The sequence below is a fragment of the Bradyrhizobium sp. SOJA106 genome, assembly GCF_059448745.1.
Genome location: NZ_CM182549.1, coordinates 1,093,189 through 1,107,271, shown reverse-complemented (window position 1 = coordinate 1,107,271; position 14,083 = coordinate 1,093,189). Strand labels below are relative to the sequence as shown.

The 14,083-nt window shown below is 65.7% G+C and carries 13 protein-coding genes and 1 other RNA gene; 8 read left to right on the top strand and 6 right to left on the bottom strand.

Annotated elements, in window-relative coordinates:
- Positions 1-60 precede the first annotated feature (60 nt).
- The 5 genes from AC5V87_RS05165 to AC5V87_RS05145 all read right to left on the bottom strand — a co-directional run bounded on the left by AC5V87_RS05165 (position 61) and on the right by AC5V87_RS05145 (position 2,775).
- On the bottom strand, positions 61-885 hold the full coding sequence (locus AC5V87_RS05165) for a TIGR00282 family metallophosphoesterase (protein WP_495370187.1): 825 nt from the start codon (positions 883-885) through the stop codon (positions 61-63).
- A complete protein-coding gene (locus AC5V87_RS05160) occupies positions 863-1,459 on the bottom strand; it encodes a 5-formyltetrahydrofolate cyclo-ligase (protein ID WP_495370186.1) in 597 nt (198 codons plus the stop codon). Before AC5V87_RS05160 ends, AC5V87_RS05165 begins: the two co-directional genes overlap by 23 nt.
- Before the next feature lie 189 nt (positions 1,460-1,648).
- A non-coding RNA gene (gene ssrS, locus AC5V87_RS05155) (6S RNA) lies at positions 1,649-1,809 on the bottom strand.
- A gap of 265 nt (positions 1,810-2,074) precedes the next feature.
- The gene (locus AC5V87_RS05150; RefSeq protein WP_027553871.1) at positions 2,075-2,458 is read right to left on the bottom strand and encodes a cell division protein ZapA; all 384 of its coding nucleotides are present in this window, start codon (positions 2,456-2,458) and stop codon (positions 2,075-2,077) included.
- Positions 2,455-2,775 (bottom strand): DUF4164 domain-containing protein, encoded by a 321-nt coding sequence (locus AC5V87_RS05145; protein ID WP_014439722.1) that lies wholly within the window; start codon positions 2,773-2,775, stop codon positions 2,455-2,457. The genes AC5V87_RS05150 and AC5V87_RS05145 overlap by 4 nt, the downstream gene beginning before the upstream one ends.
- A 405-nt stretch (positions 2,776-3,180) precedes the next feature.
- On the opposite strand from AC5V87_RS05145, the gene tkt reads away from it, so the two are divergent.
- The 8 genes from tkt to AC5V87_RS05105 all read left to right on the top strand — a co-directional run bounded on the left by tkt (position 3,181) and on the right by AC5V87_RS05105 (position 12,742).
- Positions 3,181-5,166 carry a transketolase gene (gene tkt / locus AC5V87_RS05140; RefSeq protein WP_495370185.1) on the top strand — a complete coding sequence of 662 codons (1,986 nt, stop codon included), beginning with the start codon at positions 3,181-3,183 and terminating at the stop codon, positions 5,164-5,166.
- Between the two features lie 171 nt (positions 5,167-5,337).
- Entirely contained in the window at positions 5,338-6,345 is a 1,008-nt protein-coding gene (gene gap / locus AC5V87_RS05135) for a type I glyceraldehyde-3-phosphate dehydrogenase (RefSeq protein WP_456841056.1), read from the top strand.
- Between the two features lie 139 nt (positions 6,346-6,484).
- Complete coding sequence (locus AC5V87_RS05130) at positions 6,485-7,681, top strand: phosphoglycerate kinase (RefSeq protein ID WP_495370184.1); 1,197 nt, start codon at positions 6,485-6,487, stop codon at positions 7,679-7,681.
- A 53-nt stretch (positions 7,682-7,734) separates the two neighbouring features.
- Positions 7,735-8,802: a class II fructose-bisphosphate aldolase gene (fba, locus tag AC5V87_RS05125; RefSeq protein WP_035998315.1), complete on the top strand. Its 1,068-nt coding sequence runs from the start codon at positions 7,735-7,737 to the stop codon at positions 8,800-8,802.
- Positions 8,803-9,058: 256 nt separating this feature from the next.
- On the top strand, positions 9,059-10,084 hold the full coding sequence (locus AC5V87_RS05120) for a class I fructose-bisphosphate aldolase (protein WP_456841058.1): 1,026 nt from the start codon (positions 9,059-9,061) through the stop codon (positions 10,082-10,084).
- Between the two features lie 3 nt (positions 10,085-10,087).
- Positions 10,088-10,762, top strand: a complete 675-nt coding sequence (locus AC5V87_RS05115; protein ID WP_456841059.1) for a thiamine phosphate synthase — start codon at positions 10,088-10,090, stop codon at positions 10,760-10,762.
- A gap of 9 nt (positions 10,763-10,771) precedes the next feature.
- On the top strand, positions 10,772-11,854 hold the full coding sequence (locus tag AC5V87_RS05110) for a tetratricopeptide repeat protein (RefSeq protein ID WP_495370183.1): 1,083 nt from the start codon (positions 10,772-10,774) through the stop codon (positions 11,852-11,854).
- 96 nt (positions 11,855-11,950) lie between these two features.
- Positions 11,951-12,742, top strand: a complete 792-nt coding sequence (locus tag AC5V87_RS05105; RefSeq protein WP_456841061.1) for an inositol monophosphatase family protein — start codon at positions 11,951-11,953, stop codon at positions 12,740-12,742.
- Positions 12,743-12,914: 172 nt separating this feature from the next.
- On the opposite strand, the gene AC5V87_RS05100 is transcribed toward AC5V87_RS05105, so the two are convergent.
- Positions 12,915-14,042, bottom strand: coding sequence for an AAA family ATPase (locus AC5V87_RS05100; RefSeq protein WP_456841062.1), 1,128 nt, complete (start codon positions 14,040-14,042; stop codon positions 12,915-12,917).
- Between the last annotated feature and the right edge of the window lie 41 nt (positions 14,043-14,083).

Sequence of the window (14,083 nt, the reverse complement as noted above, 5' to 3'; positions counted from 1 at the left end):
GCTTCGCGCCACCTTCTCCCACAAGGGGAGAAGGGGCAGCGGCGTATGCCGCTCGAAAATTCAACTCAACCAAAACTTCGGCGTCGCCGGCTCCAGCCTTCCACCCATGCGCACCGGCGCGACCTTGAGCGCGAGGCCCGTTGCGTCGTCCGTCTCCACCGCAACGCCGCTGAGGGTCGCAACGCCCGCGGCCGGCTCGAAGCGGCCTGATGGAATTCCCGAGGTGAACCGGCGCAGCGGTTCTTCCTTCTGCATGCCGATGATGGAGTCGTAGTCGCCGGTCATGCCGGCATCGGTCATGTAGGCGGTGCCACCGGTGAGGATCTGATGGTCGGCGGTCGGCACATGCGTATGCGTGCCGACGACGAGGCTGGCGCGGCCGTCGCAGAAGAAGCCGATGGCCTGCTTCTCGCTTGAAGCCTCGCAATGGAAGTCGACGACAATGGCATCCGCGGCAACGCCGAGCGGGCAGGCCCCTAACTCGCGCTCGAGCGCTGCGAAGGGATCGTCGAACGGGGTCATGAAGACACGGCCCAAAGCGTTGACGACGAGCGCGTGCTTGCCGTTCTTGGTCTCGACCAGAGCGGCGCCGCGGCCGGGCGTGCCGCGCGGATAGTTTGCGGGACGCACCAGGCGGTCGGCGCGCTCGATGAACACCAGCGCTTCGCGCTGGTCCCAGGAATGATTGCCGAGCGTCACCGCGTCGGCGCCGGCCTCGAGCAATTCGTGGTAGATCGCTTCGGTGATGCCGAACCCGCCGGCCGAATTCTCACCGTTGACGACGACGAAATCGAGGGACCAGTCCTTGACCATGCCGGGCAGATATTCGGCAACGGCAGTGCGCCCGCTACGGCCGACGACATCACCCACGAAGAGAATGCGCAACTTCAGAACTCCGGAAATCGAACACGTCCGATTCCGTTAGCACATAATCCAGCGCCACGTCGTGGGATAGTGCCGGAACCGCCTCGATCTCCTGCGCGGCAAAAGCAAGCCCGATGCCGACGATGTGCTTGGCTTTACGCAAATGCGCGAAGGTGAAATCGTAATGCCCCGCGCCATAGCCGATGCGATGGCCAAGGCGATCGAAGGCCGCGAGCGGCGTCAGCATGATGTCGGGGATCACTTCGGCCGCTGCCGGCGACGGCTCGGGGATGCCGAGCGGGCCAAGCATCAGCCGATCGTTCGGATGGAAGAGGCGGAAGATCAGCGCCTGGCCGCGCGCGGTGACGCAGGGCAGCGCCAGCTTTGCGCCCTCCTCCGCGAGCTTCTTCAACAGCGGCATCGGATCGATCTCGCTGCGGATCGGCGAATAGCCGGAGACGATGCTGCCCGGCAGCAGCGCGAACGGCAGCCCGCGCTCGGCGAGTTTTGCGGCGGCAGCCGCGCGCTTCTTCTCGCTCAGCGCATCGCGCTTGGCGAGGGCTTTGGCGCGGAGCTCGGCTTTGGAGTTGGACATGCGCTTTGGTCCCCCACGTCATCACCCGCGATGCGGGTGATCCAGTATTCCAGAGACGCCAATGCTTAGACCTCGACGCCGCGGCGTACTGGATGCCCCGGTCAAGCCGGGCCATGACAGCGAGCTTGATTGAACCGCAAGCGTGTCGGGAACGCAATTCGACAGGCACGAACCAGAAGGAAGAAACAGTGCGAAGCCGCGGACGCCGTTGAAGCACTCGATCCCGGAGTTCCCTACGAAAGTAGGTGGGCACCATATGTCCGAGCCCACGGGCCCGGCCAGGGACAGTTCCCTAAAGGATCGATAAGGCCCCGGGGATATATGGCTCCTGACGCGCGTCGCAGCCTCGCTGGGGCAATGTAACAACGATACTGACGAATCGCCAGTGCGACGAGCTGGCCACTTGCTTACCTTCCCCTGGGGGCGAGGGTCGTGACGCATGGAGCGAAGCGTAGTGCGGCGCGGGGTGGGGTGATCTCTCCACTCGAACAGTGCCCGTGTGGAGAGATCACCCCACCCCGCTCGCGCTACGCGCGATCGACCCTCCCCTCCAGGGGAGGGTAACGCCCGCAGCCTCATCGAATCCAACAAACTGATCGCGTCTTCCGAAGAGGCTCAGCCGATCGCGATGCCGCCGCCGACGGTGCGGTTCAGGACCTGGGTCGATTTCTCGATGCGCTCGGCGGCGGCGTTCAGCGCGTTCACCACCGCGGTCTGCGTCATCCTCGCGCGCTCGACGGCGGCATTGCGGAAATCCCGGAGCTCGTTCAGCTCCTGCTCCATGGTGCGGATGCGGTTGCCGGCATCGACCAATTCGTCGCAAGCGGTGAGCGCGGCCATCACGGTGAGGCGCGCATCGCCGATCTCGCCGAATTTTCCGCGCAGCGATTGGATCCGCGTCTCCAGGCTCTCGGCGAGCTTGAGCAGCCGCACCTCCTGGCCTTCCTCGCACGCCATGCGGTACTGCCGGCCATTGATGGTGACGTTGATGTGGCTCATCCGTCCTCTCCGGTATCGAGCACCGAGCGTATCGTGACGATCGCGGAATCCAGCCGGTCGGAAATCTCGCGATTGGTGCGCTCGAGCTTGCGCGCTTTCACCAGCGCGCCGTCGAGCTCGTCGGCAAGCCGTGAGCGGTCGGCGCCGAGCGCCTGGATGCGCGCAGCGAGCTCGTTCTCGTCGCGATCGGCATCGCGCCGCCGCTCCACCGCGCTTTCGAGCGCGTCGAGCGCCGCCGTCAGCCTGCGGGTCGCGATCTCGATCTCGACGGCCGAGGACTCGGTCATGGCAGAGCTGTTGGAAACGCGATCGTTCATGCAGTCAGCGGCGGAACCTGGCGGCCTTTACCCAGTGGCCTTTCCCTGGAGCTTGCCGTCCGGCAAAAGACTCGGTTCGGCAAGCGGTTAGAAGCAGAAATTTACGTGGCAAGCTAGCCAAGCGCAACGCCGCCGCGAAACTATGCACCGATCTTGCAGGCACGAGCCCCCCGCGGCAGCGCCCCGCGCTTGTGGCGAGCAAAGCCGGGCCGCCACTTTGCGCTAACACCGGCCCTTCGGGTTCGGGGCCTGCATGACGCAACTTTTGCGGCCAAACCGGCGTTTGATTGCCTTGGACTTCCGGAACTGAGGTGCTATCCCAGCCCCGACCTTACGCGGCCGCGAGGCCCCCTCCCCGCGCGGGCGTACACCGCCAAGCGCCTCATTCCAGACGGATTTTAGACAATGACGCAGGTCGACCACACCCGCATGGCCAACGCGATCCGCGGCCTTTCGATGGACGCTGTCGAGAAGGCGAAATCGGGCCATCCCGGCCTGCCCATGGGTGCCGCCGACATCGCCACGGTGCTGTTCACGCAGTTCCTGAAATACGATGCGTCCACGCCGTCCTGGCCGGACCGCGACCGCTTCGTGCTCTCGGCCGGCCACGGCTCGATGCTGCTTTATTCGCTGCTGTATCTCACCGGCAATTCCGAAATGACGCTGGACCAGATCAAGCAGTTCCGCCAGGTCGATTCGCTCACGCCCGGACATCCGGAGAACTTCCGCACCAACGGCATCGAGACCACCACCGGCCCGCTCGGCCAGGGCATCTCGACCGCAGTCGGCATGGCGCTCGCCGAGAAGATGCTGGCCGCCGAGTTCGGCAAGAAGATCGTCGACCACCACACCTATGTGCTCGCCTCCGACGGCGACCTGATGGAGGGCGTATCGCAGGAAGCGATCGCGATGGCCGGGCACTGGAAGCTGGGCAAGCTGATCGTGCTCTACGACGACAACGGCATCTCGATCGACGGCCCGACCTCGATCGCCGATTCCGTCGACCAGGTGAAGCGCTTCAAGTCGGCAGGATGGGCCGCCGAGAAGATCGACGGCCATGATCAGGCCGCCATCACTGAGGCCATCACGCGCGCGAAGAAGTCGAACAAGCCGACGCTGATCGCCTGCCGAACCACCATCGGCTTCGGCGCCCCGCACAAGGCCGGCACGTCGAAGGCGCATGGCGAGGCGCTCGGCGCCGACGAGCTCAAGGCCGCCAAGGAAAATCTCGGCATCTCGCTCGAGCCGTTCTCGGTGCCCGAGGACGTGCTGAAGGCCTGGCGTGCAGCCGGCAGCCGCGGCGCTTCGGCCAGGCAGGAATGGGAGGCGCGGCTCGCTGAGCTCGGCAGCCGCAAGCGTGCCGAGTTCGAGCGCCGCCTGCGCCACGAGCGGCCGGCTTCGCTCGCCAAGGCGGTGCGCGCCTACAAGAAGGAGCTGCTGGAGAAGCCGATGACGGCGGCGACGCGCAAGTCGTCGGAAGCCGTGATCGAAGTGATTGCCGGCGCGATGCCGATGGAATTTTTGGCCGGCTCGGCCGATCTCACCGGCTCCAACAACAACAAGGCGAAGTCGGCGACCGCCTTCTCGGCCAAGACTCCGAAGGGCCGCTTCATTCATTACGGCATCCGCGAGCACGGCATGTGCGCGGCGATGAACGGCATCTTCCTGCATGGCGGCTTCGCACCGAACGGCGCGACCTTCCTGGTGTTCACCGACTATGCACGGCCCGCGATGCGCCTGGCCGCACTGATGGGCGCCGGCGTCGTCTACGTGATGACGCATGACTCCATCGGCCTCGGCGAAGACGGTCCGACCCACCAGCCGGTCGAGCATCTCGCCGCGCTTCGCGCCATGCCGAACATGCGCGTGTTCCGCCCCTGCGATGCCATCGAGGTCGCCGAGTGCTGGGAGCTCGCGCTCAACCGCGTCGACGGCCCGACCGTGCTGGCGCTGACGCGGCAGAACCTGCCGCAGCTCCGCACCACCGCGCCGAATGATAACCCTTGCGCCGCCGGCGCCTACGAGCTGGTGGCCGCGCAAGGCGAAGCCAAGGCGACGCTGTTCGCCTCCGGCTCCGAGGTCGAGATCGCGGTCGCCGCCCAGAAGCAGCTCGCCGAGCGCGGCATTGCGTCACGGGTGGTCTCGGTGCCCTCGCTCGAGCTGTTGTTAGCGCAACCAGAGGCCAAGCGTGCCGAGATCATCGGCAACGCGCCGGTGAAGGTCGCGATCGAGGCCGCCGTGCGCTGGGGCTGGGATGCCGTGATCGGCCAGGATGGTGAATTTGTCGGCATGCATTCCTTCGGCGAAAGCGGCCCGGCGAAGGACCTTTTCAAGCATTTCGGCATTACCGCCGAGGCTGCGGTTAACGCTGTGCTGAAGCGCGTTTCCTGAGAGTTGAGCTTGCCAAAAAAAAGGACTACCTAACTCCTCATATGATCAAGCACCGTCCGGCCGAACCGGGCGTCCGTCTAAAAACCCTCGCAGGCGCGCACACCGCGCGTTGTGTGGGACGATGGGGTTATTGAACAGCCGTCACTGAACGGTCATTGAAGGAGACGAAACATGGCAGTCCGCGTCGGAATTAACGGGTTTGGCCGCATCGGCCGCAACGTGCTGCGGGCCATCGCCGAGTCCGGCCGCAAGGACATCGAGGTCGTCGGGATCAACGATCTCGGTCCGGTCGAGACCAACGCCCATCTTCTTCGCTTCGACAGCGTCCATGGCCGCTTCCCCGGCACCGTCACCGTCGACGGCGACTCGATCAGCCTCGGCGGCGGCAAGATCAAGGTGACCGCCGAGCGCGATCCCTCGAAGCTGCCCTGGAAGGATCTCGGCGTCGACATCGCGCTGGAATGCACCGGCATCTTCACGTCGAAGGACAAGGCCTCCGCGCATCTGACCGCCGGCGCCAAGCGCGTGCTGGTCTCCGCTCCCGCCGACGGCGCCGACGCCACCATCGTGTACGGCGTCAACCACGAGACCCTGACCAAGGATCACCTGGTCGTCTCCAACGGAAGCTGCACCACCAACTGCCTCGCGCCGGTCGCCAAGGTGCTGAACGATCTCGTCGGCATCGAGACCGGCTTCATGACCACGATCCACGCCTATACCGGCGACCAGCCGACGCTCGACACGCTGCACAAGGATCTCTACCGCGGCCGTGCGGCTGCGATGTCGATGATCCCGACCTCGACCGGCGCCGCCAAGGCGATCGGACTGGTGCTGCCGGAGCTGAAGGGCAAGCTCGACGGCGTCGCGATCCGCGTGCCGACCCCGAACGTCTCGGTCGTCGACCTCAAGATCGTGGCCAAGCGCGCCACCGACGCCAAGGAAGTCAACGCCGCGATGAAGCGCGCCAGCGAGCAGCAGCTCAAGGGCATCCTCGGCTACACCAATGCGCCGAACGTCTCGATCGACTTCAACCACGACCCGCACTCCTCGACCTTCCACGAGGACCAGACCAAGGTGCAGAACGGCACGCTGGTGCGCGTGATGTCCTGGTACGACAACGAGTGGGGCTTCTCCAACCGCATGGCGGACACCGCCGTCGCGATGGCGAAGGTGATCTAAGCGTTACTCTCGCGTCCCGGACGCGGCGCAGCGTGTCTTCACGGTGCGCCGCAGAGCCGGGACCCAATGTCCCGCGTAGGTCCCGGTTCTGCAGCGCACCGCTTCGCGCTGCGCAGCGCCCGGGACAAGAGAGCCTGAGATGAGCAACAAATTCCGCACCCTCGACGACGTCGACGTGAAGGGCAAGCGCGTGCTGCTGCGCGTCGATCTCAACGTGCCCATGGACAACGGGCGCGTCACCGACGCGACCCGGCTCGAGCGCGTCGCGCCGACCATCACGGAGCTTTCAGACAAGGGAGCTAAGGTCATCCTGCTCGCGCATTTCGGCCGGCCCAAGGGACGCGATCCCAAGGAGTCGCTCAAGCCCGTTGCGGAGGCGCTGTCGAAAGTCGTGAAGAGGCCCGTTGGCTTCGCCGACGACTGCATCGGCGAGCCCGCGGCAACGGCTGTGGCCGCCCTGAAGGACGGCGACATCCTGTGCCTGGAAAACACCCGCTTCCACAAGGAAGAGGAAAAGAACGATCCCGCCTTCGTCGCGGAATTGGCCAAGCTCGGCGACATCTGGGTCAGTGACGCATTCTCGGCCGCGCACCGCGCCCATGCCTCGACCGAAGGCCTCGGCCACAAGCTGCCGGCCTATGCCGGCCGCACCATGCAGGCCGAGCTCGATGCGCTGGAGAAGGCGCTGGGCTCGCCGACCAAGCCTGTCATCGCCATCATCGGCGGCGCCAAGGTGTCGACCAAGATCGACCTGCTCGAAAATCTCGTGACCAAGGTCGACGCGCTGGTGATCGGCGGCGGCATGGCCAACACCTTCCTGCACGCCCAGGGCGTCGCGGTCGGCAAGTCGCTGGCCGAGAAGGATCTCGCGCCGACGGCGCTGCGCATCATGGAGAAGGCGGAAGCCGCCAACTGCGCCATCATCCTCCCCGTCGACGCCACGGTCGCCTACCATTTCGCGGCCAACGCGCCCTCGCATGCCTACGGCCTCGACGCGATCCCGGCCGACGGCATGATCCTCGACGTCGGGCCGCAATCGGTCGCGCGCGTCCATGCGGCGATCGACGACGCGGCGACGCTGGTCTGGAACGGACCGCTCGGGGCCTTCGAGATGCAGCCGTTCGACCGCGGCACCGTCGCGGCGGCCAAGCATGCGGCCGAGCGCACCAAGGCCAAGAAGCTGATCTCGATCGCGGGTGGCGGTGACACGGTTGCCGCGCTCAACCAGGCCCATGTGGCCGGCGACTTCACCTATGTCTCGACCGCCGGTGGCGCGTTCCTTGAATGGATGGAAGGCAAGCCCCTGCCCGGCGTCGAAGTTCTGCGCACCAAGTAGTTGGAACGGCAAGCAAGAAGCGGCCCTTTAGGCCCAAACGGAGAGAAAGACAGATGGCTCGGATCACGTTGCGTCAATTGCTCGACCATGCGGCTGAGAACGATTACGGCGTACCGGCCTTCAACATCAACAACATGGAGCAGGCGCTGGCGATCATGGACGCCGCCAACCAGGTCGACGCGCCCGTCATCATCCAGGCCTCGCGCGGGGCGCGTTCCTACGCCAACGACGTCATGCTCAAGCACATGATGGACGCGGTGACCGAGATCTATCCGCACATCCCGGTCTGCGTGCATCTCGACCACGGCAACGAGCCCGCGACCTGCATGACCGCGATCCAGGCCGGCTTCACCTCGGTGATGATGGACGGCTCGCTCAAGGCCGACGGCAAGACCCCCGGCGACTGGGGCTACAATGTCGGCGTCACCAAGACCGTGACCGACATGGCCCATCTCGGCGGCATCTCGGTCGAGGGTGAGCTCGGCGTGCTCGGCTCGCTGGAGACCGGCATGGGCGACAAGGAAGACGGCCACGGCGCCGAGGGCAAGCTCAGCCACGACCAGCTGCTGACCAATCCGGACGAGGCCGTGAAGTTCGTCCAGGAGACCAAGGTCGACGCGCTGGCGATCGCGATGGGGACTTCTCACGGTGCTTATAAATTTACCCGCAAGCCCGACGGCGACATCCTCGCCATGAACGTGATCGAGGAGATCCACCGCAAGCTGCCGAACACGCATCTGGTCATGCACGGCTCCTCCTCGGTGCCGCAGGACCTCCAGGACATCATCAACGCCTATGGCGGCAAGATGAAGCCGACCTGGGGTGTGCCTGTGGCCGAGATCCAGCGCGGCATCAAGAATGGCGTGCGCAAGATCAACATCGACACCGACAACCGCATGGCGATGACCGGCCAGATCCGGAAAGTGCTGAAGGACAACCCGGAGGAGTTCGACCCGCGCAAGTACCTGAAGCCGGCGATGGAAGCCATGACCAAGCTGTGCAAGCAGCGGCTCCAGGAGTTCAACACCGCCGGCCAGGCCTCCAAGATCAAGAAGGTGCTGACCACGGCCGAGATGGCCAAGCGCTACGCCAAGGGCGAGCTGGACCCCCGCGTCGCGTAAGTGGCGGCATGATCCCTCCCTCTCCCCGTTCTTACGGGGAGAGGGTCGGGATGAGGGGCTCTCTCCGCGACTTGTGGCCTTTCGACGGACCTGTACCCCCTCACCCGGATCGCAAGGGCGATCCGACCTCTCCCTGCAAGCGGGGCGAGGTAACAGCACCTCCCCCTTTACCCTGCGACCAACGTTAACTCGGCAATTGCCCGAGAACGGTCTATTTTCACGGGCAAGGGCAGAATCGTTTTGGGAGGACCTCTCGATGAATCTGACTGAACTCAACAGGATCGCGACCGCCATGGTCGCCCCGGGCAAGGGCATCCTTGCCGCCGACGAATCCTCCGGCACCATCAAGAAGCGTTTTGATGCGATCGGCGTGGAATCGACGGAGACCAACCGCCGTGACTATCGCGAGATGCTGTTTCGCTCCAGGGACGCCATGAGCCAGTACATCTCCGGCGTGATCCTCTATGACGAGACGATCTGGCAGGATGCCAAGGACGGCACGCCCCTGGTCAAGCTGATCGAACAGAGCGGCGCCATCCCCGGGATCAAGGTCGACGAGGGTACGCAAGCCTTGCCGATGTGTCCGGGCGAGCTCGTCACCGTCGGGCTCGACAAGCTCGCCGAGCGGCTGAAGAAATACTACGAGCGCGGCGCGCGCTTTGCCAAATGGCGCGCGGTGATCGACATCGGCAGCGGCATTCCCTCGATGACCGCGATCAGCGTCAACGCCCATGCGTTGGCGCGCTATGCGGCGCTGTGCCAGGCCGCGCAGATCGTGCCGATCGTCGAGCCCGAGGTGCTGATGGACGGCGACCACGACATCGATCGCTGCTATGAGGTGACGAGCCGCGTGCTCAACAAGACGTTCCAGGAATTGCGCGTGCAGCGCGTCGCGCTCGAAGGCATGGTGCTGAAGCCGAACATGGCGATCTCCGGCAAGAAGTGCACGAAGCAGGCTTCCGTCGAGGAGGTCGCGGAAAAGACGATCCGGCTGCTGAAGGCCTGCGTGCCGGCCGCGGTGCCGGGCATCGCCTTCCTCTCCGGCGGCCAGTCCGACGAGGAGGCAACCGCCCACCTCAACGCCATGCACAAGCTCGGTCCGCTGCCCTGGGGCCTGACCTTCTCCTACGGCCGCGCGCTGCAGGCCGCGCCGCAGAAGGCCTGGGCGGGCAAGGCCGAGAATGTCGCCGCCGGGCAAGCTGCGTTCAGCCATCGCGCGCGGATGAACGGTCTCGCCTCCAAGGGCGAATGGCAAAGCAGCCTGGAAAAGAAGGCAGCCTAGATCTTGTCGAACAAACCGCCTCCGCCGCGCCCGGCGCCGCGTCTCTATCTCGCGACGCCCGTTGTCGATGATCCGGCTGCGCTCGCTGCCGGGCTGCCGGACCTGCTCGCCTCCGCGGACGTCGCCGCCGTGCTGCTGCGGCTGAAGGAGACCGACCAGCGCACGATGATCTCGCGCGTCAAGGCGCTGGCGCCGCCGGTGCAGAAGGCGGGCACGGCACTGCTCGTCGACGGTCATCCCGACATCGTCGCGCGCGGCGGCGCCGACGGGGCGCATCTCACCGGCCTCGCCGCACTGGAGGAGGCCGCGCCCTCACTCAAGCCGGATCGCATCGCCGGCGTCGGCGGGCTTGTCACGCGCCACGATTCCATGAGCGCGGGCGAGATGGGGGCCGACTATGTGCTGTTCGGCGAGCCCGACGCGAAGGGACAGCGGCCCTCGGCCCAAGCCATCGCGGAGCGGCTTGACTGGTGGGCCGAACTGTTCGAGCCGCCCTGCGTCGGCTTTGCCACCTCTCTGCAGGAAGCCTACGATTTCGCCGCCAGCGGCGCCGATTTCGTGCTGGTCGGCGACTTCATCTGGGCCGATCCGCGCGGGCCCAAGGCCGCGCTGATCGAGGCCGATGCTGCGATCAAGAAGGCCCATGCCACGGCGCCTGCGGGACAGGAGCACGGCTAGCGCCCTGACATGAAGCTCCCGCGCATCACCATCCTTGTCACGCTGCTGCTGACAGCGCCGGCGGCCGCACAGCTGCAGATCACACCACCGGCGACGGTCCCGAGCCCGCCCGCCGAGAAGCAGAAACCCAAGCCGCCTCCCGCCGCCAAGAAGAAGGAGGCCGCGCCGGCGCCGAAACCGTCGGCCTCACCCAAGCCGGCCGCCTCGCCAAAGCCGCAGCTGCCCGCGACCGTGATCCCCGCGCCGCCCGCCGACACGCCCGGCGTCGATCTGGTGTTCGGCGCCTATCAACGCGGCCAGTACAAGACCGCGTTCGATCTCGCCACTGCGCGCGCCGCGGCCGGCGATCCCAAGGCGATGACCATGCTCGGCGAGCTCTATTCCAACGCCATGGGCATCCGCCGCGACTACGCCAAGGCGGTCGAATGGTACAAGCGCGCCGCGGATGCCGGCGACCGCGAGGCGATGTCCGCGCTCGCGATGCTGCGGATGTCCGGCCGCGGCGGTGCGGTCGACAAGGGCGAGGCGGTCAAGCTGATGGCCTCCGCCGCCAAGCTCGGCGAGCCCAAGGCGGCCTACAATCTCGCGCTGCTCTATCTCGACGGCCAGACCCTGCCGCAGGACGTGAAGCGTTCCGCCGAGCTCTTGCGCCAGGCCGCGGACGCCGGCCTGCCCGAGGCGCAATACGCGCTCGCGACCTTCTACAAGGAAGGCACCGGGGTGCCGAAGGACCCCGAGCGCGCGGTGCGGCTGCTTCAGGCCGCCTCGCTCGCCGACAATGTTGATGCCGAGGTCGAATATGCCATCGCCATGTTCAACGGCACCGGCACGCCGAAGAACCAGCCCGCTGCCGTCGCGTTGCTTCGCAAGGCCTCCCGCCAAGGCAGCGCGATCGCGCAGAATCGCCTGGCCTGGGTGCTGATCAACGGCATGGGCGCGCCCGTGGACAAGGTTGAGGGCTTCAAATGGCATCTGGTGGCGAAGACCGGCGGCAAGGGCGATCCGGAGCTCGACAAGCAGCTCTCCGACCTGCCGGCCGAGGACCGGGCAAAGGCGGAGGCCGCCGCCAAGAAATGGCTCGGGACGAAATGACCTGACGCAATGACTTGACCTGGGGCCCCCCGCAGGGCACCCAGTCCCTCAATCAGGCGCGCTTTCGCGCCCTTTCCCCCGACAAGACCAGAGCTCATGCTGTATTCCGCAACTATCAACGTCATGGTCAAGGCCGCGCGCCGCGCCGGCCGCAGCCTCAAGCGCGATCTCGGCGAGATCGAGCATCTCCAGGTCTCGCTGAAGGGGCCGGCCAATTTCGTCTCGCTCGCCGACAAGCGCGCAGAAGAAATCCTCTACCAGGATCTCGCCAAGGCGCGGCCCGGCTACGGCTTCATCGGCGAGGAAGGCGGCACGCGCGAGGGCACCGACAAGAGCCACACCTGGATCGTCGACCCGCTCGACGGCACCACCAACTTCCTGCACGGCATTCCGCAATTTGCGATCTCGATCGGCCTTGCGCGCGAGGGGATGGTCATCGCCGGCGTGATCTACAATCCCGCCAATGACGAGCTCTACATCGCCGAGCGCGGCAAGGGCGCCTTCCTCAACGACCAGCGCCTGCGGGTGGCCGGCCGCCGCCAGCTCAACGAATGCGTGGTGGCCTGCGGCCTGCCTCATATCGGCCGCGGCGATCACGAGGAATTCCGCCGCGAGATGACCGCGATCCAGGACCGCGTCGCGGGTCTGCGCCGCTTCGGCGCCGCCGCCCTCGACCTCGCCTTCGTCGCCGCCGGTCGCCTCGACGGCTACTGGGAGCGCAATCTGCAATCCTGGGATATCGCCGCCGGCATGCTGATGGTGCGCGAAGCGGGTGGAACGGTGAGCGACATCGCGACCCCGGGCGACCCGCTGCTGACGGGGCACGTCGTGTGCGGCAACGAGTTCGTGCACGGGGAGCTGGTCAAGATTTTGCGGAAGGTGGCGTAAGGCGAAGCCCGAGCTTCACACTCCGCCGTCATCACCCGCGAAAGCGGGTGATCCAGTACTCCGTGGCGTCTCGGTCCAATCACAATCGCCGCGGCGTACTGGGATGCCCCGCTTTCGCGGGGCATGACAGTGTGCCTTACGACTTCACCAGCGCCAGGCGGTACCGCAACGACTAAGAGTCGTCATCATCGGATTCCTCGTCGCGATATTCACCGCCGAGGGTCAGGCCCTCGATCGTCGTGGCGCCTTTCGGCTTGATCACCCGGCGAAGCGGGACCGAACTCTCGCTTCGCAAGGCCTCCATCAACTGTTCGGAATGCGTGACAATCCAGATGTCCGCGCGGCGTGATGCCTTGGCGACCAGCCGCGCCAATGGCGCCAGCAGCGACGGATGCAGGCTGGTCTCAGGCTCGTTCAGCGCGATGAAGGGCGGCAGCCGATAGCCCATGAACACTGCGAGCAGGCAAATGTATTTCAGCGTCCCGTCGGATAGTTCATGCGCCCGGAACGGCCGCGGCATATCCTCCAGTTGCAGGTCGAAATCGCACAGGCCGCCCTGCTCCCAGGCGCGGAGTTCGGCGCCCGGGAACGCATCCTGGATTGCGTCCTGCAATTCGGTGGCGTCTTGCCTGATCGTATAAAGCGTCGCCAGGGCCGCGGCCAGGTCGCCTCCATCGGCACTGAGCGAGGGCGTTGTGATTGCCAGACACGGCTTTCGGATCGGCGACGCCGGATCGGTGCGAAAGTCGTGATAGAAGCGCCAGCCCAGCATCGCGTTTCTGATCAGATCGATCTCGGGACATTGCTTGCCATCGTAAAATCCCGCAAGCGCCGGCTCGGACGGCAGCACCGCATCCTTGTGGCTGCTCCATGCGCCGCTATCGTCGCGGACGCTCACGAGCGAATTCTTCCGCTCCATGAGGCGAACCGTTCGCTTGCCCTCAGTCGCCTCGATGCTTTCTTCCTTGATCATCGGCTCGCCGGCAAATGCCGCCGCAATCGGGCTGGGGAATCCGATCTCAATGGAATATTTCAGGCGATCGAATCTGGCGGACAATCGCAGCCGTCCATCCTCGCCGCGTCTGCGGACGCCGGACCAGCAGACTGAATTCAATCCGCCTTCGTCTGCGATAGTGCGCGTGATCCGCCCCGTTGCCGCGTCGCGCAACAGCGACAGGGACTTGTAAAGGTTGGATTTGCCGACACCGTTCTCGCCTACGAACACTGACAAGGGGTGGATGGGTATGGAGAGCCGCCTGATAGAGCGATAGTTCGAGATCGCAATGTCGGTCAAACGCATCACATGTTCTCAATCGGCCGGCTGGCTGTGCATTCGCCCTG